Source organism: Ralstonia sp. RRA (genome assembly GCF_037023145.1).
GTDB lineage: Bacteria > Pseudomonadota > Gammaproteobacteria > Burkholderiales > Burkholderiaceae > Ralstonia.
Genome location: NZ_CP146092.1, coordinates 832,081 through 854,955, shown reverse-complemented (window position 1 = coordinate 854,955; position 22,875 = coordinate 832,081). Strand labels below are relative to the sequence as shown.

Here is a 22,875-nt window from a genome sequence, read left to right as displayed (position 1 = left end):
TCCTTCTCTCGTTTTGGACAGCATGATGCGCCTTTGCAGCGCCCTCGCCGGCACCCTTGCACTCGTTGCACTGCACGCCACCGCCCAGGTACCGCCCACGATTGCCGACAAGCTCAAGGCGATGGGTCGCTCCATCGACCTGCCCACCGTCACCGCGCTGTATGCACCCACGCTGAAGAACCAGTCGTACGCCGGCGCACGCGTCACGCGCGACGTGAGCTATGGCAAGAACGCCGCACAGAAGCTCGACGTCTTCACACCGGAAGGCCCCTCCACTACGCCGCGCCCTGTGCTGATCTTCGTGCATGGCGGCGGCTTCGTCGGCGGCGACAAGCACGCAGCCGGCAGCCCCTTCTACGACAACGTGATGCTGTGGGCCACGCAGCACGGCATGGTGGGCGTGAACATCAACCATCGACTGGCCCCGCAGAATCCGTGGCCCGCCGGCACCGAAGATGTCGGCCTGGCCGTGCGCTGGGTGCAGGAGAACATCGCCGCGCAAGGTGGTGACCCGCAGCGGGTCTATCTGCTCGGGCACTCGGCAGGCGGGTCGCTGGCGGCCTCTTATGTGGGGCAAGCGCAGTTCCATGGGTCATCGGGTGTGGGGCTGGCAGGCGCAATCTTTCTGTCGGCCAACATCTTCGACCCGACCACCTCGGAACCGAGCGCACCGCTCAAGGCGTACTTTGGTGACGACCCGAACCGCTATACCGAGCGCTCCGCATTCCCAGGGCTCGTGCAAACCGGTCTGCCAATGCTGATTGCGGTCAGCGCGTTGGAACCACAGCCATTCGAACGCCAGGCCCTGCAGCTACAGCAAGCGCGCTGCCGGCTGGACCGCTGTGCGTCGTTCGTGCGCCTGGCGGGGCACAACCACCTGTCGACGATCTTCTCGCTCAACACGCCGGACCAAAGTGTGGGCGATGCGATCCTCGCGTTCATCCGCGGCACCAACACCACCCCAACGATGTCAGCATCGCGATAACTGCGTCACCGCCTTACCCCATACGGGGGACGACGACGGCTTCCCGGCAGACCTATAACGAGAGTACGCGCGACCGGCATCACACTGCGCGCGCCCTCGTCATTTCAGGAGTATCGCCATGGGCCGCCGCTACATCGATTGCCGCGCCTTCCCCAGCGAGAACAACTGCTCGGTCGCCATCAGCGCCGACAGCGATGCCGAGTTGCTGGAGGCAGCCGTGCAGCACGCTGTGTCCGTGCACAAGCACACCGACTCGCCCGAGCTGCGCACGCAACTGCAAACCCTCTTCAAGGACGGCACCCCCTCCGCCGAACGGCCGCCGATGGCGACCGCGTGATGCAGGTGCAGCAGTCCATTCCTGATGCGTTGCTGCCGACGCGGATGTGTGTTGCGCCACCGCGCAAACGTCTGCCTAGCGACGCACAGAGGACGCCAGCATCAGCCGCACCACATCGCACTGGCTGTGCGTGTTGGTCTTGCGATAGACGTGCTTGAGGTGCGTGCGCACTGTGTCGAGTGAAATACCCAGCGTGCGCGCAATGCAAGCCGGATCTGCTCCGCGCGCAAGGAGATCGGCCACGTCGACTTCACGCGGTGTGAGGTGAAACGCGCCGGTCAGCCACAGGCTGGGGGATTGCGCAGGCGCAATGCCGGCGCGGGCCGCAATGCGTTGCCAGCAAAGCGGCAGCGCTTGCGCAAGATGCGGCAGCAGATCCCGCGGCGCAGAACGCTTGGGCGACAGCGGTACGCCGTGCACGCGATAGTCCAGCCACACCGCACCGCGCACTTCCGCATCGGCCAGCGGCCAGGCATCCACCCCGTCGCAACGTGCCGCCTGTAATAGCAAATCCGCTGTATGCGCACCGTGCGAGGCCGCCCAGTGCAAGCGGCCATCCACCCGCCAGCGGACCATGGCCGCAGCATGATCCGCGCTGCAGACATCGCGCAGCACGTTCATGATGCCCACGGCATCACCCGCGCACGCCGACTCGTAACACCGGCGCAGCACGGTTGCCGAGGCATGGGATGGCATGGCGGCAAAACGCGGCATGGATGGAATACGGGCGCAGCAGCCTACGGCCGGTGCGCCCCGAAGGACCCATTGCAAAAAGGGATTTCATTATAGAAAGCGCGCCATCCAGCGCGCTGCGTCGTTTGCCCTAGGCCGGAATCTCAGGCCAGCGCGCGGCGCGCCATCCAGCGGGCCCGCAAGTGGTCGTAGGCGAGGTTGAAGAAGAACGTGTACGGCAGGAAGAACAGCATGATGCCGATGTCGATCACGAAGGCTTCCCACAGGCTCACGTTCAGCCACCACGCGCCCAGCGGCACCAGCATGATGACCAGGCCGCCCTCGAACAGGCAGGCATGCACCACACGCACGGCCAGCGTGCGCGAGAGCTTGTAGCGATGCTCCACACGCTCGAAGAGCGCGTTGAAGATCATGTTCCACACCATCGCGACGCCGGCAAACATGAGTGTCAGTGCACCCATGTGGGCAAGCGACACGCCCATCAGCCAGCTGAACAGCGGCGCGCAAATGATGGTGGCGAGAAGCTCGAAGCTCAGCGCGTGGAAGACGCGCTCAACAGGGGTTTTGGCTGGGACTTGCATGACAGGACTCCGATGAATGGGCGTGATTTTCATCGGCGGAAGCCAGTTTATCCAGTTCGATAGTATCGGTTTTTCCGATATATTGAGCGGACACCGCCACCTGGAGCCAACCATGCGTCACTCCCCTGAAGCGCTGCTGGCCTTTGCAGAAGCCGCCACGCTCGGTTCGTTCTCGGCAGCGGCGCGCAAGCTGGGCAAACGGCAATCGACCATCAGCGAGGCGATCGGCAACCTGGAGATCGACCTGGGCCTGACGCTGTTCGACCGCAGCACACGTCAGCCGACCCTGACCGAAGCCGGCCACGCCATGCTCACGCAGGTGCGCCGCGTGCTTGAAGCCGGCGAGCAGATGGACCGCATGGCCGCGCAGATGGCCGGCGGCCTGGAGGCGCGCCTCACCCTGGTGGTGTCCGACACATACCAGTCCGACCGCTACGAGCAGACCCTCGCTGCGCTTGAACAGCGCTTTCCCGACCTGGAACTCGAATGCCTGATCGCCGAGTACGAAGATGTGCTCGACATCATCCAGCAGGGCCGTGCGCAACTGGGGCTGGTGGCAACACAACCGACTTATCCGCCCGACATTGGCGCGGCCACCATTGCCGAGCAGTCGGAGATTGGCCTGTTCGTCGGGCGGCAGCATCCGTTCGCGCAATACGGCGACGCGGAAGTGCCGCACACGGTGCTGCGCGAGACGCGCGAACTGCGCCTGAACACCTTTGTCGATCCGGTGGGGCCCCGTGCGGAGACCACGCCCGTGCGCAGCCTGCGCCGGTGGTCTGCGCCGAGCTATCTGATGCTGCTGGAAATGGCCGTGCTGGGCTTCGGCTGGACGGAGCTGCCGCGCTGGCTGGTCGACCACTTTGCCGCCGACCGCTTGCACGAGGTGCGCGCGCGCGGCTGGCCCCGCCATATACCGGTCGATGTGGTGTGGTCACGCAGGCGCACGCTCGGCCAGGCCGGCGCGTGGCTGCTGGAGACGATGCTGGCGGAGACGGCGTAGGCGCGGCTTACTCGTCCAGCCGCTCGATGATCAGGCGCGATAGCCGCGCCGTCTGCTCTTTCGAGAGCGAGAACTCCACGCCAAACGACGGAAACGCAGACGTCGGCGCACCCAGCGCCGGTGAGCCGCTGGCAACACGCCCCGTGATGGAGAAGTCTTCTTGCTGCCCATCCACATAGGCGCTGAAGTCCAGATTCAGCCAATCGCCCGGTTGGAACGCTGCGCCCACGCTTTGCACCAGCGCACCGTTGAGGCAGATATCGCGGATGATGGCGACACGATCCGCGGCCGTTGCCGGTTGCCCCTCCGCACGCATCGTCGCGCCGATGCGGACCTGCACGCGCTTTGCCTTGCGCAGTTGCACCTTGTGCACCTTGGTCGGCATCGCAAGGACGATGTAGGGCGAGGGAAACTGCCCTGACGCCACCACGCTGCACAGCATGCTGACCACCGCGCGCCCGGAGAATCCGCGCAGCAGCAGCACGTCACGCATCTCAGGACGCAGCGTGCGCTTGGCATCGGCGGGCTGCGTGATGAACAGTGCCTCGCCTTCGATGTAGCCAATCAAGCGGCACGGCAACGGGCCTCGCACTGGGGCGGATTTCTCCTGAACCTGCAGGATGGTGCCGATCGACAGGCCGGTCGCCCCCAAGCGCGGTTTGCCCTCCGCTGCATCACCCGATGGAGCAACGGTGGCATCGCCCGGCTGGTCGGAGACCATCACGGGGCCATGATGAAACAACAGTCGCGCATCTTCCGTGTCGGGCACCACCACCCCGGCCGGCAAGAGCAGCCGCCCACCGCTGTCCGCCAGGGCAAACGGCAGTGGCTGGCCGATCGGTACATCTTCCTGCGTGAGTTGCCGCGTAGGCTGGGTCATGGCTGGCGTTGGGGGCGTGTTCGTCAGGGTTTTGCCAAGGCTCGTGCCTCGGCAGATATGTCGACCATTTTGCAACAATGGCCGGCAAACGCACGGAGATCAACTGCCGCGCGTTGCGCTTTGCCTGACACACATCAACGCCAAGCGTTTGCGTCACCCTGCCAGCGCGGTCGCCTCAATCTCGACAGCCAGTCCGTAGTGCAGCGTCGGCACCGGCACCACGGCGCGCGCCGGGCGCAACTCGCCAATCCATTCGCGGTACAGCGCATCGAAGGCTGGCCAGTGCGTTTCCATGTCGGTCACATACACACGCACCTGCACGAGGCGCGAACGATCCGTGCCGGCGACGGCAAGCACCGCATCAAGGTTGGCGAGCACCTGCCGCACCTGCGCCTCGAACGGCGCATCGACCAGCTTTTCACCCGTGGGCGTGACGGGAATCTGCCCCGCCACAAACACGAAGCCATTCGCACAGACGACGTGCGAATAGTGCCCCGCAGGTGGACGCAAGTCCGGTGCGTTCAGATAGCGCACGTCACTCATGCAGCCCCCGAGACCAGCTTGGCGAAAAGCGGCAAGTCCACATTGCCGCCCGAAATGATCACCCCGACGCGCTTGGCCACCACATCCACCTTGCCGGTGAACGCGGCAGCGGCAGCCAGGCAGCCGGTGGGCTCAACCACCGCCTTCATGCGGCCAGCGAAAAACTGCATCATGCTCACCAGCTCCGCATCGCTCACGGTGACGATGTCGTCGACCAGCTCGCGGATCACAGCAAACGTGTAGTTGCCCAGATGCTGCGTCTGCGCGCCGTCGGCCACCGTCTTGGGCGTATCGATGTGGACGATCTCGCCCTTGCGCAGGCTCTGCTGGCCATCGTTGCCGGCCTCGGGTTCCACGCCGATGATCTTGCACGCGGGGTTCAACGCGCGCACCGCCGTGGCCGTGCCCGAGAGCAGCCCGCCACCGCCCAGCGGGGCGAGCACCACGTCGAGCTGACCGACCTCTTCAATCAGCTCCTTGGCCGCCGTGCCTTGCCCGGCCATCACGTGCGGGTGATCGTACGGCGGAATCAGCGTCAGGCCGCGCTCTTCGGCCAGCTGGCGGCCAATGGCTTCGCGGTCTTCGGTGTAGCGATCGTAGAACACCACCTCGCCGCCATAGCCGCGCGTGGCTTCCACCTTGAGGGCGGGCGCGTCCTTGGGCATGACGATGACGGCACGCATGCCGAGCAACTTGGCCGACAGCGCAACCCCCTGCGCATGGTTGCCCGACGAGAACGTGATCACGCCCGCCTTGCGCTGCTCCGGCGTGAACTGCGAGAGCGCGTTGTACGCCCCGCGAAACTTGAACGCGCCCATGCGCTGGAAGTTCTCTGCCTTGAAGAACAGTTCGGCGCCGGTCATGGCGTTGGCGGTACTCGACGTCAGCACGGGCGTCTTGTGGGCAACGCCTTGCAGGCGGGCGTGGGCGGCAACAACGTCGTCGTAGGAAATCGGCAAGCTCATGGCAGGACTCAAGTTGGGGTGTTTTCGGGGAGGTAGGTGTAGACGGTGGAGCGCGCCACGCCCAGCGTTTGCGCGACTTCAGACAGCGCGCGGCGCAGGTTCAGCAAGCCGCTGTCGGCCAACTCACGCATGGCTTCGCGGCGCTGGTCGAGCGTCATCGCCATGGGGGTGGTGTTGCGTGCGGCGGCAAAGTGTTCGAGCGCAGTGCGCACGTCTTCCACGCGGCGTGGCGTGAGGGATTCGGGCACCGGCGGGGCAGCCACATCCACGCGCATCAGTTGCGTGAGGCCCGTCGTCACGGCGCTCAGCATGGAGACGTCCATGTTCAGGCAGATGGCGGCCACGTAGTCGCCACGGCTGTTCTTCAGGCCGATCGATGTGCTCTTGGCGGGCCGCCCGTCGGGGAAGCGATTGGCGTAGTTCTCGATGACTTCCGGGAAATCCGGATCGGCCATGCGCGCCAGGCCCATCTCGGTGGCGGCATCGCCCACCTGTCGGCCCGACAGATTGTTGGCGATGGCGACGACGGAATGGTCGGCGTCGGTCAGGTCGTGCAGCACGACCTCCACCAGCGGCGCCAGCGTCTTGCCCAGCGCTTCAACGATCTTGCGACCTTCGCGCAGCAGGAGGTGATTTTCTTCAGCGAGTGTCATGATATTGACGATACGTCAATTACTGACATTTCGTCAATATCATGTTTTGGACTCACTAGGCGGGCGCGTTGATGAAGCGCACCAACTCCGTCATGGTGGGCTCAGGTGCTTCTTCCATCAGCCAGTGGCCAGAGCCCTTCATGGTCACACTGTTGACGTTGGTCGCCACCAGCTTGGCCTGTTCGATCAGGAAGGCGCCGGAAGCCCTCTCCCCCGCCAGCACAAGCATCGGCATCTTGAGCGGCGTCTTGGCAAAGCCGGCAAAGTCCTCCGCATCCTTCGGGAAGGCGTGGAAGTACTCAAACCCCGCAGCCATGCGGCCCGGTTGGCCGTAGGTGCGCGCATAAAACTGGCGATCCGCTTCGGGCACCGAGTGCTTCGGATCGGCGGCAAAGTCGTTCCAGAAGTGTTCGAAGTAGATGCGCTCGCGGCCCTGCACCAGCTTGAGTGGCGTGTCGCCGTAGAAGTGGAAGTGCCACAGGTCGCGCAGCAGCCAGACCTTCGTCCAGTCGCCCACGCCGGGTAGGAAGGCGTCCATGAGGGTGATGCTTTCCACTTCATCGGGGTACTGCGCGGCGTAGGCGTACGCCACCATCAGGCCGATGTCGTGGCCGACCAGCTTGACCTTGCGGTAGCCCATGGCCTGCACCATGGCGTGGATGTCCTGCGCCAGCGTCTTCTTGTCGAAGCCCGCGGCGGGAATCGACGACGTGCCGGCACCCGGCAGGTCTGGCGCCAGCACCACGCGGCGATCAGCCAGGCGCGGAATCAGCGGCAGCCACATGTGGCTGGTTTCGGCATAGCCATGCAGCAGCACGACCGGGGTTTCTGGGCCGCTACCGGCTTGCAGCGTATGGATCTGCAGGCCGGCGGCATCGACGATGCGGTCCTGCACGGCAGGGGCGGCCTGCGCCTGCAGCGCAGCCAGACCGATCAGCGCGGCGCCCAGGTGGCGCGCCAGGGTAGGAAGAATCTTCATGGTGGTCTCCAGCGCGGGCCGCATCCGTACGGCCCGCAGGAACAAGGGGATGGGTTTAGAGCTGGCTCATGCCGCCGTCGGCAATGATTTCCGTGCCAACGATGAACGCCGACTCGGGCGCCGACAGGTGCAGCACCGTGGCCGCAATCTCCGAGGGTTGGCCGAAGCGACCCAACGGGATCTGGCTCTGGATCTGCGCAGCGGTGGCCGACAGGGTGTCGGCATCCAGGCCGAGCTTGCCGTAGATGGGCGTGCTGACCGGGCCGGGGCTCACCACATTCACGCGGATGCCCGCGCTGAGCAGCTCACTCGACAGCGTCTTGGCCAGCGAGATCAACGCCGCCTTGCTCGCCGCATACACCGACGAATTCGGCATGCCGATGCGTGCGTTGATGGAGCCATTCAGCACGATCGAGGTGCCCGGGTTCAGGATGGGCAGCAGCGCCTGGATCTGGAAGAACGCACCCTTCACGTTGGCGTTGAAGGTGGCGTCCCACATAGCCTCTTCCACGTCTGCCACGGCTGCAAACTTGGCCATGCCGGCGTTGATGAAGACGGCGTCCAGACGCAAGCCGGCTTCCTGCAGTTGGCGTGTCAGTTCGCGCGCCGCAGCCACGGTGCCAGTTTCATTGCGGATGGCGATGGCCTTGCTGCCGAGCGTGGCACGTGCCGTTTCCAGCGCGGCTGCGTCGCGGCCGGTGATGACCACGCGGGCGCCTTCCTGCACAAATGCCTGGGCGGCTGCCAGGCCAATACCGCTGTTGCCGCCAGTGACCAGAACGGTCTTGCCTTCGAAGCGATTCATGATGTCCTCCAGTAGGAAAGTTGAACTTGAACAATCGCGTGACTGCAGTGTGGACGCGGGCAAGCGGTTTGCCATACGATCCGGACGATGAACATGTTCGAAGGAATTGCACATGTTGACGGACGAAGAATTGGCCTTGCTGGAGGCCATCCGCCAGACCGGCAGCCTGTCGCGCGCGGCAGCGCAACTGGGCAAGGCGCCCTCCACCGTGTCGTATGCGGCGCGGCAACTGGAGCAGCGTTTCGACGCCCTGCTGTTTGATCGGCGCCGCTATCGGCTGCAGCTCACGCGGGCCGGGCTGCTCCTCACCGAGGAAGCGGCGCGACTGGCGCAGGACGTGTCGCGCATCACGCAGCGCGTGCGGCAGGTGGCCAACGGCTGGGAAGACCGGCTATGGATCGTGACCGACGAGCTGCTGGAGTTCGAATCACTCATGCCGGTCATGCATGCGTTTGACGCGCTGCAATCGGGTGTGGCGCTGCGCATCACGCATGAGGTGCTGGCGGGCACATGGGAAGCGCTGCGCGATGGCCGTGCCGACCTGGTCATCGGGGCCACCAACGAGCCTCCGGCCATCCCCAACCTGGGGTGGTTTGAACTGGGCGTGATCGAGTGGGTGTTTGCCGTGTCGCCGCGCCATCCTCTGGCGGCCATCCAGGCGCCGCTCACGCGCGAGGAGATCGCCCGGCACCGCAGCGTGGTGGTGGCCGATTCCTCGCGCCAGATGGCCGGCCGCGCCTATGGCACTGTCGGCGGGCAATCCACGCTGGCCGTGCCCAGCATGCATGCCAAAACGCTCGCGCAGCGCGACGGCCTGGGCGTGGGCTGGCTGCCGAAACATCGGGTGACGTCGCTGCTTGCACGTGGCGAACTGGTGGAAAAACGCACCACCGACCCGCGCGAGCCCAACCTGCTCTACGTCGGCTGGCGCAGCGGCGACGGACTTGGCGAAGGCCGGGCGCTCCAGTGGTGGCTCGAGCAATTGCGTCAACCGCGCCTGGCAAAACGCCTCGTGCAAGGCGTCGACAGCTTTGCCTGAAGCATCGCCCTGCGGTGTGATCTCGCCTATGCTGGGATGGCGCCGACGCCGCATCACGCAACGTCGGCGCATCATCTACACGCCGCCAACTGTTGCGGAATAATCAACGCCGAAGCGTTTGCCCTCAGACAAACCCTCGGTTTGGTCAACGCAAGCATTACCCCGGCGTTAATCGGTCACGCACGTATCTCCGTGCCTCGTTGAGGGTCTCGTTATGAAACTGTCTGCGTTGATGTTTTCGATGGGCGCGCTGGTGATGGGCTCGGCGTTTGCGCAGGGCACCGCCGCACCGGCCACGGCACCTGCCGCAGCACCCGCCGCTGTCCACGCGGTCTGCAAGGACGGCACGCCTTATTCCGGTGCAACGCTCAAGGGGGCCTGCCATGGCCACGGCGGCGTAGACAAGAAGGCCAGCGCTGCTGGAGCCTCCGCCGCCGCCCCAGCCGCCGCAGCGCCCGCTGCGGCCGCCCCGGCCACGCCTGCTGCTCCGGCCGCACCTGCTGCAGCCGCTGCCAAGCCGGCGGCAGCAGCTGGCGCTGTCGCCCCCGGCGGCGGCCCCGACAAGGTGTGGGCCAACACCAGCACCAAGGTCTACCACTGCCCGGGCGACCGCTACTACGGCAAGACCAAGCAAGGTTCGTACATGACCGAGGCCGATGCCAAGGCCCAGGGCCTGCACGCAAGCCACGGCAAGGCCTGTACCAAGTAAGCCGAATCCGACGCGCTCGAACCATCTAAAGCGCGCCCCGCACGCCGCGGCCCACATGGGTCGCGGCGTATTCCTTTTCTGCCTCACCGTTGCACCGCATGCCCCCCCGCTACGAACATCCTTCCACCGCCCTCCAGCGCCCCGACCACTACGCGCCATTGAGCGCACCGCCGCTGCCTGCGCAGCAGCGCGTACTGCGTGACGTGATTGCGGGGTTCTCGATCGCGGGCCTGCTGCTGCCCGAAGCCGTTGCGTATGCAGGGATTGCCAGCCTGCCACCACAAGCCGGTTTGATCGCACTGCTCTCTGGGCTGGTGGTGTATGCGCTGGTCGGGTCGAGCCGCTTTGCGATTGTGTCGGCCACCTCATCGTCGGCTGCCGTGCTGTTTGCGACGGTGCTGTCGGAACCCGGCAACGCGGGCACAGCGCTCACGCTGGCGTCGGCGCTCATCATTGCCACAGGCTTGCTGTTCATCCTCGCAGGCGTGGGGCGGCTGGGCGGTATGTCGGATTTCATCGCCCGGCCCGTGCTGCGCGGCTTCACCTTCGGGCTAGCGCTGACGATTGCCATCAAGCAGTTGCCAAAGATTCTCGACGTGGCGGTACACCACAGCGACACGCCGCGCATTGCGCTCGACCTGCTCAGCGGCGCAGCCAGCGCCAACCCTTACAGCACGACACTGGGTGCCGTGGCGCTTGCCTTGCTGTTTGGTCTCGGGCGCTGGGGGGGCCGCATTCCGGCCACGCTCGTCGTCATCGTGCTGGCCATTGCGGCGGGCTACTGGCTCGACTGGCATGCGTATGGCATTGCCGTGGTCGGTCATATCGACTTGCAGAACATCAGCTTCGGGGTGCCGGATCTTGGCCGAGCGGAGTGGATGCAGAGCATCGAACTCGGCTTCGCGCTCATGCTCATCCTCTATGCCGAGTCGTATGGGTCCATCCGCAACTTCGCGCTCAAACATGGGGATGGCATCTCCGCCAACCGAGACCTCGTCGCGCTGGGTTGCGCCAATCTGCTCTCGGGCCTGCTGCACGGCATGCCGGTGGGCGCAGGTTACTCCGCCACCTCCGCCAACGAGGCCGCAGGTGCGCAATCACGCCTGGCCGGGCTGTGCGCAGCGGTGGTGGTGGCGCTGATCGTCTGGCTGTTCCTGCCGCAACTGGCGCGCATTCCCGAGCCGGTGCTGGCGGCCATCGTGATCTTTGCGGTCAGCCACTCGCTGCACCCGAGCGTGTTCAAGCCGTACTGGTCGTGGCACCGGGATCGACTCGTGGTGATTGCCGCGCTGCTCGCCGTGCTGGTGCTGGGCGTGCTGCACGGGCTGCTGGCCGCAATTGGCGTAAGCCTGCTGCTGACGCTGCGCAAACTCTCCGAGCCGACCGTCAGCCTGCTCGGCCGTCTGCGTGACAGCCATGACTTTGTCGACGTTTCCTTGCACCCGGATGCCAAACCGCTGCCCGGCGTGCTGATCGTGCGGCCGGAAGTGCCACTGTTCTTCGCCAACACCGAGCGTGTGCTAGGCAAGGTGCGCGCGCTGCTGCAAGCCCCGCAGCAACCACCGCTGCGCACCGTCATGCTGAGCCTGGAAGAAACGCCCGACGTGGATGGCTCCGCCATTGAGGCGCTGCGCATCTTTGCGGCGGAATGTGCGGCGCGTGGTTTGCAGTTGATGTTCGTGCGGCTCAAGCCGCGTGCGCTGACGGTGTTGCAACGTGCCACGGACGACACGCTGCGGCCCGAGATGCTGCATGAACTGAGCGTGGATGAGTGTGTGCAGTCGTTGACGGAGAACGGCACCAGCCGCTGACAGCGGACTCAGTCGCCACCACCGCCGCCACCGCCACAACCACCGCCGTCGCCTCCACAACCACCACCATCGCCGCCGCAACCGCTGCCATCACCACCACTGCCGGCGCAACCACTGCTGGCGCCACAGCCACTGTCGCGCTTTCTGCCAAAGCCCTCGATGGTGCCGTCAATGCGGCGGCTGGCAAAATCGGCGCCGCATTGCATGACCTCGCCACCGGGCAGGATGGCGGCGCAATCCGGCACGTAGTGAAAGCCGTTGGGAATGGCGAGTTGGTGGTCGATGGCAAACAGCAGCGGCAGCCGATCGGGATTGCGCGGGTTGATCGACTCCTCCCGGCACGCCCACCACCAGGTGCGGCGCAGCCCGACGTTGGAACGCTTGCGCAACGGCGAGAGTGCAGCGGAGGGCAGGTGATGCAGAAACTTGCCGAATGCGCGCCGGCAGAAATCGCGGTACTCGCGTGTGTAGAGGATGAACTCGTGCCACAGGTCGTCAACCACGCGCGAGGGCATCGACACGTAGTCGCAATCACTGCGTAGGTGGACCAGGAAGAACTGCCGCAACCCACGCACGACCTGCTCACGCTGGGCAGGGGTCAGGTCGGGATGCTTCTCGGCAAAGCGCTCCAGCAGGCCTGGCGGCCAGCGGTAGTTCTGGATGAACGCTTCACGATGCTCGCTCTTGAAGCGCCCTCGCACTGAAAATGCGGCCAGCGTGGCAACCAGGCCGACCACAATGACCCCGGTTTGGAGTGCTGCCATCCGATCCCCCCGAATCGCGCTAATAGGCGCGGCCATTATGCCGCGCCATCGTGGCCCGCAACGTTGTGCGTTCGTAGCGCCCGCGGGGCCTTGCTCGGCAGCGCTCAGCGCACGTGCAACTAGTACTGATAGATCAGTTGAAACCCGCCCGTCACGCCAGCCGTATGGAACGTAGCTGGCTTGTGGATCGGCATACCGACAAACAGGTCGACGAGATTGGGATCAACGCTGATCTCGTTCATTTATTGTCCGTTCGAAATGTAGATTCCAGACGCAATACAATTAACAAACCCTTGCCTCGTATCCGGATCCTCGAACGCCGTCTCCACGTCTTTCAATACAATTCCGAAAATCGGAACTTGGGTTTTATTCTCGTGCAGCGCTGTCAAGAGCATCCCAAAGAACATAGGGTAAAAAGGCAGAAATCTCTCGGACAGGACAGCTTCCAAGTTCGCACTTGGAACAATCCAAAGATCCGATCCTGGCAACTTCTCCTCGCGAATTACTACAATTTGATCATCAAACCGAATTTCAATCTTCCTAATTTCAGGTGAGAATGAAAACGATAAAATATCAATAGTTGAATCATTTATTTTCATATCACCATAATGACGACGCCATTTTTTCCAGGCACTATTTAAATAGGATCGCGTCACTGCATCCCTCAAATCAATCGAATACACATATGCTATATCACCATATCAGTAGTCGACATGACCGGAAACAGCCCAACCAATACCCCTCTTTGCAGATGTGACGGCACGGGTGCCACACTCATCCAGTGCCACGACTATCAGATTGCCTCTGCCGTATCCCAAACGCCCGTCTTGACCACCTCCCGCACATAGTCCGCGAAATCCCGCGGTGCCCTGCCCAGCGCACGCTGCACACCATCCGCCACGTGCACGTTCCGGCCATCGAGCACCTCAGCAAACAGCCCGCCGAGAAACACCGCAAACTCGCGCGGCACATAGTCGGAGAGCATCTCCACGTACGCATCCGTCTCCATCGGCTGATAGTGGATGTCGCGGCCGAGCGCATCGCTCAGGATCTCGGCCACTTCGGCAAAGGTCAGCGCGCGCGGGCCGGTCATCTCGTACAACTGGCCGATGTGGCGTGCATCGGTAAAGGCGGCGACGGCAGCGTCGGCCAGATCCCCCGCATCGACAAACGGTTCGGCGACGTTGCCGCCGGGCAGCGCAATCACGCCGGCCAGCACGGGCTCCAGCAGATGGCCTTCGCTGAAGTTCTGGTTGAACCAGCTGGCGCGCAGCACCGTCCACGCCAAGCCGCTGTTCTGCACGATGGCTTCGCAGCGCTGGGCGGCGGGCTCGCCACGGCCGGAGAGCAGCACGAGCTGGCGCACGCCGGCGGCCTTGGCCGCCGCGACGAATGCGTGGATAGCCACCTCGGCGCCCGGCGCGGCCAGGTCTGGTTGGTAGGTGATGTAGACGCCGTCCATGCCGGCCAATGCTGCGGGCCAGGTGGTCTGGTCCTCCCAGTCAAAGGCCGGGTTGGCATTGCGCGAGCCCTCACGCACGGTCACGCCGTGCGCACGCAAACCTTGCGCAACGCGTGCACCGGTCTTGCCGGTGGCGCCCAGAACGAGGACGGAGGAGATGGGGAAAGCTTGGACGATCTGCATGGCGAAACTCCTGAAAGCGTTGGGGTGGAAGACGCCTCCAGTATGGAAAGCGGGCCCGTTTCAGGTGTGACCGGGCGTCCACCATTGATGCTCGATCGTCCAGATCAGCGCACAATGGGCACGTTGTTGCTCAGGATGTCGCCATGACTTCGACAAACACGCCACCTCCCTGGACCCACATCGACCCGCTGGGCGAAGCGCTGCACTTTCTGCGCATGAGCGGCGTGTTCTATTGCCGCTCGGAGTTCTCCGCGCCGTGGGGACTGGCGCTACCGCCCATGCCCGACTGCATGATGCTGCACGTGGTGGCCAGCGGCCGCGCCTGGCTGGAGGTGGAGGGTGAGCCGGCACGCGCACTCGCCCCCGGCAACTTGGCCATCGTGCCGCGTGGCACCGGGCATCGGTTGACCAGCCAGCCGGGTGTGGCGTGTGCGGGCCTGTTCGATCTTCCGCGCGAGTTGATGAGCGAGCGCTACGAAGTGCTGCGCCACGGCGGCAGCGGCGAGCCCGCACAGATGATCTGCGCCGCTGTGCGCTTCGGCCACCCGGCCGCACAGCGGCTGGCGGCACTGCTGCCGGCGGCGCTATGCATCGACAGCCGGCAATCACCGCACGCGCAATGGATCGAGCAAACGTTGCGCTTCATGGCCGCCGAGGCCCGCATGCCTCAACCCGGCGGCGAAACCATGGTGACGCGGCTGGCAGACATTCTCGTCATCCTCGCCATTCGCGATTGGATTGAGCGCGATCCCGCTGCACGCAGCGGTTGGATGGGCGCATTGCAGGACAAGCAGATTGGCCGCGCGATGGCATTGATCCATCGCGAGCCCGCGCGGGAATGGACACTCGGTGCGCTGGCCGAAGAGGCGGCGATGTCCCGCTCGGCATTTGCCGCGCGCTTCACGCGACTGGTAGGCGAGCCGGCCATGCAATACGTTGCACGCTGGCGCATGCAGATTGCGCTGGGCTGGCTGCAGGAAGACCGCCTGCCGCTGGCCGAGGCCGCCAGCCGGCTGGGTTACCAGTCGGAGGCGGCGTTCAGCCGGGCGTTCAAACGGTTCAATGGGGTAACGCCCGGGGCCGCACGACGCAGCGTGACCCCGGAAGCGATGGCCTAACTGATCGACGCATGCTACCGAATATGCTGAGCAGAGCGCACAAAAAAGATCAAGGGAGTTTTGCGCGCAAGCGATCTAGCCATGTTGGCGGAAGTGATACGTATTCCTCAGGCGAAGCACTCATGTTGTAGTAGACAACATCTTCGCTGAATACAATTCTTGGCTCAATATCACTGTAACCCCTTTCCGCCAGAAGCCTGTTTGTCTTTGCATCATATAATCTAAACAACATTCCGTCGCGATAAGGCAGATAACAATACTCCCCGATATATGGCCCGTATCTACTTTCCTTTTTAACACATTCATGCGCCCGCACCCGATTAATTGCGGAAGTAAAATATAAAGCACAAATTACGACCGCCACAACCGACATAACCCTGTATTTAATCTTCATTAATTTCATAAATTAAATATTATGACCTTTGGTGGATGAAATTCGACTTCTCTCCGATCTGAGTACAAAATCAAATCCCCACCTCGCCCGTGTCGAATTTGCCACGCCCGATAGTCTTTATTTCGAACTGGGTAGTAAACTGTTTTTTCCGAAACTACTCCACCTTTTGCAACAGTGAAATTTGGCCAGTCATTCTTTGTAAGCTCCCCCGCAATAGTCGCGGCGGGGACAACGATGAAACCGTCCTTTTTCCAATGCCCTAAATATTGAGTTCCGCGCTCATCTGAGCGATCATGAAATGTGAAAACATCTCGCATGTAAACATGAACGCTATTAATGGTTAACTCCCCTTTTCCGTTGGCCGCACTAAATTGATGCACTCCCAGCGTGGCATAAAAAGAAAATGCCCCGAGCGCACCATATAGATCATCCATAAACAGACCATTTTCCCAAGCAACTCCTTTGACAAACATCGCGAATTTTGTCAAGTTATCACTATCAACTGGAACCCGTTGGAATTGATATTCTCTGTGCCACCTTTGGATATCGCCATTGCACAAGTCCCATGGGTAAACATAGTACGGGGATGAATTTAGCATTGAGAATTGCTCTTTCAGCGCTCTGATGGCGGCTTGGTTGAACATTTTTTCGTTTATCAGTTCATCGTATTTTTCTTTGGCTCGCTTGAACTGAAGAATCCAATCCATCTTGAACATGGTTGTATCAATCATGCTCGGTGGAAATGGTTCTCCATTTTGGTTGATACCCTTCACCGCACCTTCATCAGTCGTTGCATAGTTCAGCTCCCCAGCAAACCACTTGCGCTGCAGCTTGGCTGACATGGGCCAGCCGATGCGATCCATTGCATCAGGAATGTCCTGAAGGTCAAATGGCTTGATTTTTTGCTTCTTGATGGCAGGTGCAGCAGGGGGCGTTGGTCTATCCGGCTTCGGCGGTGATGGAGTGTTCAGCCATGCGTGAAGCGCCATGAGATCGTTGACCAAGTCCCTTTTCTGGCGCATGACTGTAGGAGGCTTGCCGGGAGGAGGCGATGGAGGCTGCTGATCTCGCAAGGGCGGTGCGGCCCGATTCATCGACAACGCAATTTCATCAGCGTCAATTCGCGAGCAGGTCGTCTTGGAAGGTCTCCACGATGTATTTAAAATCAGACCTCTTTCCAAGTACGGAATTTCTGGGTCAGACTGATCCAACGCTATGTCTCCTCGTAAGCTTCTCCGCGTTCAGTCGCGGACAGCAACAGAGACTATAGAAAGGGAATGAAGTAACTCCCATTGCTCACGACAATTGTTGGCAAATTGAGGCGCGCACGTTACCGGCTCATCATCCAGTATTTCTCGGACTCCGAGCCCCCACCGGTAACCTGTATCGACTTGGTCATACTTACGCAGTCGCACCAGCGCGGCCCAACGCGCCTCATCCCACACGCTGGCTGCCTGCCAGTCGCGCAAGCGTCGCCAACACGGCGTGCCGCTGCCAAGGCTAAGTCCTGAGAGAGTCTTTCCACGGAATGCCGGTATGCGGCATATGCGAGATGCGCCAAAGGCGGCTCTAGAACTGACGGATAACGCGTAAGCCCGCAATTTTCGGCGGGCTTTCAGAGCAGATAGCAGGAGGCTCAGATCGTCACGAGGCAGCCTTACTCCGCCGCCAACCCATCGGACACCAGCAGCGCCTGATACGCCTGATCCCCAAGCTCGATACACATCCACAGATATTCTGCCTGCCGCCTCATCACATCAAGACGTCGGAACATGTCGAATCCGGCGGCATGCAACATCGTCAGCAGCGTGCGCAACTTGGAGAGCTTGTCAAACAACTCGGCATGCGCGTCAGTGCGCTTGGAATCGAGAAACTCGGGAGCGGGCTGGGTCATTGGGCGTCGTCCTCTTCATTGTTTGAATGGATGCGCGCCACGCCCTCGGGGAAAGGGAGTGGGCGAGCACAAGCACAGTTGGAACACCGATAGATAGCGATCGGCACGGCCGAAGCCGTCCATGCCTGGCTCGCCCTTTGAAGACGAAGCCAAGCCATAGCAATTGGCGACAAGTGTCTATGCTCGACACTTGCCGGCTATCTACGAGGGTTCCAAGCCTCGACCGCTTTCATCCATGGCACCGACAGCAGTGCCGCAGAGTGGAGTGACTGATGCTCCACCCGAGCAAGGGCGAAACTATAAATCAGAATCGTCGTACACCGTGGCGCGCCTAGCGCGCAGCCGCGCCGGCTGCGCGCGCACCTTCCAGGATGATGCGTGCCAGCTTGGCGTAGTCGCCATCAAAGTGATGACCGCCAGGCAGCTTCACAAGCTGCACCTGCTTCGGGTCCAGGCCCGGGCAATTGGTGTCCTTCTCTTCCTTGCCGTAGATGCACATGCCCAGGCCGGCCGGCAGCTTCTGCACTTCGGGCAGGATCAGCAGGCCCGAGGCACTGCTCGACACCCAGTTGGTCATGTGGAACTCGAAGTCGGCACGCTTGCCCAGGCCCATCATCACCGCCAGCGCCACGTGCTCGCGCGATGCGGCAGGCAACCGGTTGACGATGAAGGGCAGCACGTCCGCACCCTGCGAATAGCCGATCAGCAACGCCTTGCTCTTCTTCCAGCGCGCGGCGTAGAAGCGCACCAGGCGGTCCATGTCGGCCGCGGCCGAGGCCGGTGTGCGCGGGGTCCAGAAGTAGCGCAGCGAATCGATGCCGACCACAGGCACGCCCGACTTGGACAACGCCGCTGCCACCTCCTTGTCGAGCCCGGCCCAGCCACCGTCCCCCGACAGCAGGATCGCGAACAACTCCGACGACGTACCCGGTTGTGCAGGCACTTCGATGATCGGCAAATCCGACACGGCCGCAGGCGGCGGCGGGGGCGGCGGCTTGCGCTGTGCGTTCAGCTTGGCGAAGGCGGCCTTGAACGGCTCGCTTGCCGTCACGGGGGGCACGTTGGCGCCGCCCGGCGCAGTCGGTTGCACCGCCGGCAGCACGACGGACTGCGCACCGGAAATCGTATCGATGAAAGCTTGCGTGGCGCGTGCCTCGCACAGCGGGCCTGAGCGGCGCGCAAACGGCGTGAGCGTGCCCGATTGCAGCGCCACCCACGGCGCCGACAGCTTCGTGGCTGGCAGCAGCACCACGCCCGCGTTTTCCGGTGGCTTGGTGCGTTTGGCGGTTGTGCGGCTTTCGCTCTGGCGACGGCTGAAGTGCACGCCCTCGCCCTTGCACAGCGGCTTGCGCAGCTCCAGCACCGGGCAGAACTCCATCGACATGGCCGCGGCAAAGATGTTCGGGCGTGCCTGCGCAATCATCGCGTAGGCAAGTGCGCCGCCTTCGTTGTCACCCACGAGAATGGGCGGGTAGTAGCCCGGCACCTTCTCGTAGGCTTGTAGGAAGCGGCTGAAGTTTTCCAGATCGCCGTCGGGGAAGGCGCAGTCGCCCAGATCCGCCTCAAGGCTTGAAAACAGTGCGGGCGTGGAGAGACCGGCCACCAATGCGCCCTGCTCCGCCAGGCTCTGCGCCATGCGCGACGTGGCGGGCGTCCAGCCCTGGTCGCCCGAGAGCATCAGCACGACAGAGCGGATTTCGCCCTTCGGTTTGTAGACCGGCACATCACGAAAACGCCCGTGCGTGACGAACTCGACGGCGCCCGGCGCGGCAGCTGGTGTGGCCGGCGCCACCACGGGCAGCGACAGCACGCCACCGTTGGCGGCCTTGTTGGCGGTCACGGCGGCGGCGCTCATCTGCAGGCGCGGCAGCATGTCGCCTTGCGGCGGCACTGCGGTCACGCCACTGGCACCGGTCATGCCCACCGGCGGCACCAGCACTGGTCCCTGCACCGGTGTGGGCTTGGGTGCAGAAGCCGCCGCGGGCGCATCCGCAGCCATGGCCGACGACATCGCCAGCCAGCACGCGATTGCCGTGGCGGCCATCGTCACCACACGCCGCCCGGTACGTTGCACTCCCCGATGCCGCGCCTCTTGCGTGCGCGGTACTTGCCAACTCATTTGGAGATCACTCCCTTCAGCCCGCCGCCGATCAGCGCGGCAACGTCTGTCAATGTGAATAGCGGCGCCAACCCACCGCGCGCGAGCAGGTAGCGGGGTTCCCACACCGGCTCGAATTTGTCCTTGAAACTGCGCAGCCCACGGAAATTGTAGAAGCGCGCGCCGTGGCGGAACATCATCCGTCCGAAGCGGTGCCAGCGCGGCGCAAGCTCATGTTCGACCATGCCCGACATCGGCGCCATCCCTAGGCCGAAACGCTGATAGCCCTCAGCCTGAAAGTGCAGGATCAGCTTGCCGAAGAGGAAGTCCATGGTGCCCGGCGGCACGGTGCCGCGCTGGCGCATCAGGTCAACGCTGGCCTCGATGCGCAGCACCTCGGGGCACATCAGCGTGGCAAACGCGAGGATGGCGCCTTCGCGCCGCACGATGGCCACCGGTTGGCTGAGCACATAGCGGTCTTCAAACGCGCCGAGCGAGAAGCCCTTCTCACGCGCGTTCTGGTTGTGCAGCCACTCATCGGAAATGGCACGCAGCTCTTCCAGCACTGCCGGCACCCCTTCGGCCGGCACGATCTCGAACGACAGCCCTTCACGCTCGCCGCGCGTCACGCCGTGGCGCAGGTTGGCGCGGCGCGAGCCCTTGAGGCTGAACTCAGGCAGCGACACATAAGCCTCTTCACCCAGCTTGTAGGCACGCAGGCCGGCATCGAGATACAGCGGTAGCGTTTGCGGGCGCGTCTTGTAGAACGCCGCGCGGCCGCCGTGCGCATCGGCCATCTCGATAAACCGCCAGATCAGCTCAGGCCACTCCTGCTGCGCGCCCGCCGGGTCGCCCAGCGCCACCCAAGAACGCCCCTGCTTGGCATACATGATGAACGCGTTGCCCGACGGCGAGAACAGCAGGCTCTTGTCACCCATCAGCGCCAGCACGGCGTCTGCGGCAGGTTGCTTGCGGATGATCTCTGCGGCGCGGGCCAGTTCTTCCGTGCTCGGGCAAATGGTCGCGCCCGACTCACGGCGGAAGAGTTGCCACATGCCGAAGCCCAGGCCCGTGACCGCCACCGCCATCAGCGCGCGAATGGAACGCGGTGCATCGCCATCAAAGGTGAACTGCCACCAGAGCTGGTTGGCATAAGCCACCTCGCGATAGGCGAAGAAGAGAATCCACACGCAGGCGGCAAACACGCACGCCATGGCAACCAGCCAGCCCACCTCCAGCCGCTGCGAGAACAATGAGGACGGCCGATCAAACTGCCGGCGCGAGATGATCAACAGCACCGCCAGCATCACCAGCACGACCATCTCCGACACCGCAATGCCCTTGGGCAACGCCAGCACGCCGGTCAGCAACGACAGCACCAATGCCGCCCACCACGCAGCGTCCAGCCGGTGCAGCAGGCCACGCGCGACAAACAGCATGATGAGGCCCGCCACGCTGCCGATCATGTGCGACGCTTCCACCACGAACAGCGGCACATGCATGCGCAGCAGGTCTTCGGCTTCATCCGTGGCAGGGGTGACGCCGGAGACGAGCAGCATCACACCCGCCACCATGGTCAGCGCAGCCAGCAAACCAGGCGACAGTTTGACCGCCGCGCGACCGAATGGGGCAGCAAAGGGCGCCCCCGCCCCCGAGCGCAACTCGAACACCCCAAGCATGGCTGCAGCCACGATCAGCGGCAGCAGAAAGTAAATAGCGCGGTAGAGGAGCAACGCAGCCAGCACCTCGGCCGGTGGTGCCTGACCGCTGCAGCCCAGCAGGATGACCGCCTCGAACACGCCCAGGCCGCCCGGGCTCTGACTCAGCACGCCCAGCGTGACAGCCAGTGCGTAAAAGGCGACGAAAGTAGGCAAGTCAACGGCACCCGCCGGCATGAGCACCCACAACGCAGCGGCCGCCGCACTCAGGTCTGCCGCTGAAATCACGAACTGGCGCGCCGCCAGCGCCGGCGGCGGCGGGCGGATTTCCCATCGGCCGAACAACGTGACGTGGCGCTGCCGCATGCACAGCGCCAGCAGCGCAAACACGCCAGCCAGCACCAGCAGCGCAACCGCTTCCAGCAACGCTGCCGGTAGGTGCGTGATGCCGGCAATATGAGAGGCGCCCCACAGCAACCCGATCGCGCCGAAAGCCGTGGTGGACACACCCAGCGCGCTCGCATCAAAGGCGACTGCCTCGGTCACCCGCGCTGCGTCCAGGCCGGCCGCGGTATACAGGCGCGTGCGCACCGCCCCGGCTGTCAGTGAACCCAGGCCAACGGTGTTGCCCAGCGCATAAGCAATGAAGGACGTCGTGGCGACCGTGCCGGGCGCCACCTGCGCACCGGCATAGCGCAGACCGGAGGCATCGTAGCCTGTGAGGGCGACATAGCTGAGCACGGTGGCCAGAATCGCCAGCCACACATGCGAGCGCGGCATGGCATGCAGCGCGGCAACCATATCGGCGTAGTGCACGTGGTCGAGCAACGCATACAGGCTGTCGAACACCAGCGCGCCGACGATCAGCACGATGCCGAGCACGGTCCAGTTGCCCAGGCCAAAACCACGACCGGTATCGGCATCAGGGCGAGAAGCAACCGCAGTTTCAGCAGGCACGGGCGCAGCCTGCTTGACCGGCGATCGGTGTGGTTTAGGGCTGGCGTCGTGGGACGCGGCGTCAGGCATGGTGTGAAACGAGATCCCGCTGGCTGGGCTGGTGTGGGTCAGGCGGCGCCGGATCCCAGCCTGATAGACGGAATACGGGCGCCGGCGATGTGCCAATAGCGAATCCCACGGCGCGCAGACGGGAGACGGCGGCGAGCAAGGCGCCCGGCTGCCACATGTGCGGCATCGACATCATGAATTGACCCCGACTGGCCGGTGCTGGCGTGTTGTCGTCCGTGCCGGAACAGTGTCCGACCGGCGCACCGGTTGCTCCGCCGATTGCTCCTGCAATGCGCGCGCTGAATTCGCACAGTTG

Annotated in this window: 23 protein-coding genes and 1 pseudogene; 7 read left to right on the top strand and 17 right to left on the bottom strand. The window is 63.6% G+C overall.

The genetic code is table 11. The features are described from left to right. The first annotated feature begins 22 nt into the window (after window positions 1–22). Both V6657_RS21925 and V6657_RS21920 read left to right on the top strand, forming a co-directional pair. A complete protein-coding gene (locus V6657_RS21925; RefSeq protein WP_048933648.1) occupies window positions 23–985 on the top strand; it encodes an alpha/beta hydrolase in 963 nt (320 codons plus the stop codon). Between the two features lie 118 nt (window positions 986–1,103). Beyond that, window positions 1,104–1,322, top strand: coding sequence for a DUF1059 domain-containing protein (locus tag V6657_RS21920; protein WP_048933649.1), 219 nt, complete (start codon window positions 1,104–1,106; stop codon window positions 1,320–1,322). Window positions 1,323–1,397: 75 nt separating this feature from the next. Here V6657_RS21920 and V6657_RS21915 read toward each other — a convergent pair whose 3' ends face one another. Together V6657_RS21915 and V6657_RS21910 are read right to left on the bottom strand one after the other, a co-directional pair. Further along, a complete protein-coding gene (locus V6657_RS21915) occupies window positions 1,398–2,036 on the bottom strand; it encodes a helix-turn-helix transcriptional regulator (protein WP_048933650.1) in 639 nt (212 codons plus the stop codon). Window positions 2,037–2,158: 122 nt separating this feature from the next. Beyond that, window positions 2,159–2,596 carry a multidrug/biocide efflux PACE transporter gene (locus tag V6657_RS21910; protein WP_048933651.1) on the bottom strand — a complete coding sequence of 146 codons (438 nt, stop codon included), beginning with the start codon at window positions 2,594–2,596 and terminating at the stop codon, window positions 2,159–2,161. Between the two features lie 112 nt (window positions 2,597–2,708). Here V6657_RS21910 and V6657_RS21905 point away from each other — a divergent pair, with 112 nt between their 5' ends. Continuing rightward, a complete protein-coding gene (locus V6657_RS21905) occupies window positions 2,709–3,599 on the top strand; it encodes a LysR family transcriptional regulator (RefSeq protein WP_048933652.1) in 891 nt (296 codons plus the stop codon). A gap of 7 nt (window positions 3,600–3,606) precedes the next feature. Here V6657_RS21905 and V6657_RS21900 read toward each other — a convergent pair whose 3' ends face one another. From V6657_RS21900 to V6657_RS21875, 6 genes are all read right to left on the bottom strand, one after another. Next, the gene (locus V6657_RS21900) at window positions 3,607–4,479 is read right to left on the bottom strand and encodes a flagellar brake protein (protein WP_048933653.1); all 873 of its coding nucleotides are present in this window, start codon (window positions 4,477–4,479) and stop codon (window positions 3,607–3,609) included. Between the two features lie 153 nt (window positions 4,480–4,632). Beyond that, window positions 4,633–5,022, bottom strand: a complete 390-nt coding sequence (locus V6657_RS21895) for a RidA family protein (RefSeq protein ID WP_048933654.1) — start codon at window positions 5,020–5,022, stop codon at window positions 4,633–4,635. Next, window positions 5,019–5,987, bottom strand: a complete 969-nt coding sequence (locus V6657_RS21890; RefSeq protein ID WP_048933655.1) for a threo-3-hydroxy-L-aspartate ammonia-lyase — start codon at window positions 5,985–5,987, stop codon at window positions 5,019–5,021. Before V6657_RS21890 ends, V6657_RS21895 begins: the two co-directional genes overlap by 4 nt. Before the next feature lie 8 nt (window positions 5,988–5,995). Further along, the gene (locus V6657_RS21885) at window positions 5,996–6,640 is read right to left on the bottom strand and encodes a PAS domain-containing protein (RefSeq protein ID WP_048933656.1); all 645 of its coding nucleotides are present in this window, start codon (window positions 6,638–6,640) and stop codon (window positions 5,996–5,998) included. A 55-nt stretch (window positions 6,641–6,695) separates the two neighbouring features. Continuing rightward, entirely contained in the window at window positions 6,696–7,619 is a 924-nt protein-coding gene (locus V6657_RS21880; RefSeq protein WP_048933657.1) for an alpha/beta hydrolase, read from the bottom strand. A 55-nt stretch (window positions 7,620–7,674) separates the two neighbouring features. Continuing rightward, the gene (locus tag V6657_RS21875; RefSeq protein ID WP_048933658.1) at window positions 7,675–8,424 is read right to left on the bottom strand and encodes an SDR family oxidoreductase; all 750 of its coding nucleotides are present in this window, start codon (window positions 8,422–8,424) and stop codon (window positions 7,675–7,677) included. A 112-nt stretch (window positions 8,425–8,536) separates the two neighbouring features. On the opposite strand from V6657_RS21875, the gene V6657_RS21870 reads away from it, so the two are divergent. From V6657_RS21870 to V6657_RS21860, 3 genes are all read left to right on the top strand, one after another. After that, window positions 8,537–9,463: a LysR family transcriptional regulator gene (locus tag V6657_RS21870; protein WP_048933659.1), complete on the top strand. Its 927-nt coding sequence runs from the start codon at window positions 8,537–8,539 to the stop codon at window positions 9,461–9,463. A gap of 214 nt (window positions 9,464–9,677) precedes the next feature. Then, window positions 9,678–10,172: an alanine-rich signal peptide protein gene (locus tag V6657_RS21865; protein WP_048933660.1), complete on the top strand. Its 495-nt coding sequence runs from the start codon at window positions 9,678–9,680 to the stop codon at window positions 10,170–10,172. A 98-nt stretch (window positions 10,173–10,270) separates the two neighbouring features. Further along, window positions 10,271–11,983, top strand: a complete 1,713-nt coding sequence (locus V6657_RS21860; protein WP_048933661.1) for a SulP family inorganic anion transporter — start codon at window positions 10,271–10,273, stop codon at window positions 11,981–11,983. Between the two features lie 8 nt (window positions 11,984–11,991). Here V6657_RS21860 and V6657_RS21855 read toward each other — a convergent pair whose 3' ends face one another. From V6657_RS21855 to V6657_RS21840, 4 genes are all read right to left on the bottom strand, one after another. Continuing rightward, entirely contained in the window at window positions 11,992–12,747 is a 756-nt protein-coding gene (locus V6657_RS21855; protein WP_048933662.1) for a hypothetical protein, read from the bottom strand. A 119-nt stretch (window positions 12,748–12,866) separates the two neighbouring features. After that, the gene (locus tag V6657_RS21850; RefSeq protein ID WP_021192909.1) at window positions 12,867–12,989 is read right to left on the bottom strand and encodes a hypothetical protein; all 123 of its coding nucleotides are present in this window, start codon (window positions 12,987–12,989) and stop codon (window positions 12,867–12,869) included. Further along, window positions 12,990–13,403 (bottom strand): hypothetical protein, encoded by a 414-nt coding sequence (locus V6657_RS21845; RefSeq protein WP_137884521.1) that lies wholly within the window; start codon window positions 13,401–13,403, stop codon window positions 12,990–12,992. A 137-nt stretch (window positions 13,404–13,540) separates the two neighbouring features. Continuing rightward, on the bottom strand, window positions 13,541–14,392 hold the full coding sequence (locus V6657_RS21840; protein ID WP_048933664.1) for an NmrA family NAD(P)-binding protein: 852 nt from the start codon (window positions 14,390–14,392) through the stop codon (window positions 13,541–13,543). A 143-nt stretch (window positions 14,393–14,535) separates the two neighbouring features. Between V6657_RS21840 and V6657_RS21835 the strand changes: the two genes are divergently transcribed. Next, a complete protein-coding gene (locus tag V6657_RS21835; protein WP_048933665.1) occupies window positions 14,536–15,510 on the top strand; it encodes an AraC family transcriptional regulator in 975 nt (324 codons plus the stop codon). A 399-nt stretch (window positions 15,511–15,909) separates the two neighbouring features. Here the strand turns inward: V6657_RS21835 and V6657_RS21830 are convergent, their stop codons facing one another. The 5 genes and pseudogenes from V6657_RS21830 to mprF form a co-directional block, all read right to left on the bottom strand. Further along, the gene (locus V6657_RS21830) at window positions 15,910–17,115 is read right to left on the bottom strand and encodes a DUF6402 family protein (protein ID WP_248694626.1); all 1,206 of its coding nucleotides are present in this window, start codon (window positions 17,113–17,115) and stop codon (window positions 15,910–15,912) included. Window positions 17,116–17,289: 174 nt separating this feature from the next. Beyond that, a pseudogene (locus tag V6657_RS21825) lies at window positions 17,290–17,400 on the bottom strand (IS5/IS1182 family transposase); the annotation flags it as partial. Between the two features lie 161 nt (window positions 17,401–17,561). After that, window positions 17,562–17,798 (bottom strand): hypothetical protein, encoded by a 237-nt coding sequence (locus V6657_RS21820; protein ID WP_048933667.1) that lies wholly within the window; start codon window positions 17,796–17,798, stop codon window positions 17,562–17,564. 331 nt (window positions 17,799–18,129) lie between these two features. Further along, complete coding sequence (locus V6657_RS21815) at window positions 18,130–19,917, bottom strand: virulence factor family protein (protein ID WP_048933668.1); 1,788 nt, start codon at window positions 19,915–19,917, stop codon at window positions 18,130–18,132. Next, a complete protein-coding gene (gene mprF / locus V6657_RS21810) occupies window positions 19,914–22,580 on the bottom strand; it encodes a bifunctional lysylphosphatidylglycerol flippase/synthetase MprF (protein WP_048933669.1) in 2,667 nt (888 codons plus the stop codon). Before mprF ends, V6657_RS21815 begins: the two co-directional genes overlap by 4 nt. Between the last annotated feature and the right edge of the window lie 295 nt (window positions 22,581–22,875).

What these genes read in the sequence shown, in the direction of transcription:
- V6657_RS21925 (WP_048933648.1), top strand. Translation starts at nt 23, where the DNA reads ATGATGCGCCTTTGCAGCGCCCTCGCCGGCACCCTTGCACTCGTTGCA.
- V6657_RS21920 (WP_048933649.1), top strand. Translation starts at nt 1,104, where the DNA reads ATGGGCCGCCGCTACATCGATTGCCGCGCCTTCCCCAGCGAGAACAAC.
- V6657_RS21915 (WP_048933650.1), bottom strand. Translation starts at nt 2,036, where the DNA reads ATGCCGCGTTTTGCCGCCATGCCATCCCATGCCTCGGCAACCGTGCTG.
- V6657_RS21910 (WP_048933651.1), bottom strand. Translation starts at nt 2,596, where the DNA reads ATGCAAGTCCCAGCCAAAACCCCTGTTGAGCGCGTCTTCCACGCGCTG.
- V6657_RS21905 (WP_048933652.1), top strand. Translation starts at nt 2,709, where the DNA reads ATGCGTCACTCCCCTGAAGCGCTGCTGGCCTTTGCAGAAGCCGCCACG.
- V6657_RS21900 (WP_048933653.1), bottom strand. Translation starts at nt 4,479, where the DNA reads ATGACCCAGCCTACGCGGCAACTCACGCAGGAAGATGTACCGATCGGC.
- V6657_RS21895 (WP_048933654.1), bottom strand. Translation starts at nt 5,022, where the DNA reads ATGAGTGACGTGCGCTATCTGAACGCACCGGACTTGCGTCCACCTGCG.
- V6657_RS21890 (WP_048933655.1), bottom strand. Translation starts at nt 5,987, where the DNA reads ATGAGCTTGCCGATTTCCTACGACGACGTTGTTGCCGCCCACGCCCGC.
- V6657_RS21885 (WP_048933656.1), bottom strand. Translation starts at nt 6,640, where the DNA reads ATGACACTCGCTGAAGAAAATCACCTCCTGCTGCGCGAAGGTCGCAAG.
- V6657_RS21880 (WP_048933657.1), bottom strand. Translation starts at nt 7,619, where the DNA reads ATGAAGATTCTTCCTACCCTGGCGCGCCACCTGGGCGCCGCGCTGATC.
- V6657_RS21875 (WP_048933658.1), bottom strand. Translation starts at nt 8,424, where the DNA reads ATGAATCGCTTCGAAGGCAAGACCGTTCTGGTCACTGGCGGCAACAGC.
- V6657_RS21870 (WP_048933659.1), top strand. Translation starts at nt 8,537, where the DNA reads ATGTTGACGGACGAAGAATTGGCCTTGCTGGAGGCCATCCGCCAGACC.
- V6657_RS21865 (WP_048933660.1), top strand. Translation starts at nt 9,678, where the DNA reads ATGAAACTGTCTGCGTTGATGTTTTCGATGGGCGCGCTGGTGATGGGC.
- V6657_RS21860 (WP_048933661.1), top strand. Translation starts at nt 10,271, where the DNA reads ATGCCCCCCCGCTACGAACATCCTTCCACCGCCCTCCAGCGCCCCGAC.
- V6657_RS21855 (WP_048933662.1), bottom strand. Translation starts at nt 12,747, where the DNA reads ATGGCAGCACTCCAAACCGGGGTCATTGTGGTCGGCCTGGTTGCCACG.
- V6657_RS21850 (WP_021192909.1), bottom strand. Translation starts at nt 12,989, where the DNA reads ATGAACGAGATCAGCGTTGATCCCAATCTCGTCGACCTGTTTGTCGGT.
- V6657_RS21840 (WP_048933664.1), bottom strand. Translation starts at nt 14,392, where the DNA reads ATGCAGATCGTCCAAGCTTTCCCCATCTCCTCCGTCCTCGTTCTGGGC.
- V6657_RS21835 (WP_048933665.1), top strand. Translation starts at nt 14,536, where the DNA reads ATGACTTCGACAAACACGCCACCTCCCTGGACCCACATCGACCCGCTG.
- V6657_RS21820 (WP_048933667.1), bottom strand. Translation starts at nt 17,798, where the DNA reads ATGACCCAGCCCGCTCCCGAGTTTCTCGATTCCAAGCGCACTGACGCG.
- V6657_RS21815 (WP_048933668.1), bottom strand. Translation starts at nt 19,917, where the DNA reads ATGAGTTGGCAAGTACCGCGCACGCAAGAGGCGCGGCATCGGGGAGTG.
- mprF (WP_048933669.1), bottom strand. Translation starts at nt 22,580, where the DNA reads ATGCCTGACGCCGCGTCCCACGACGCCAGCCCTAAACCACACCGATCG.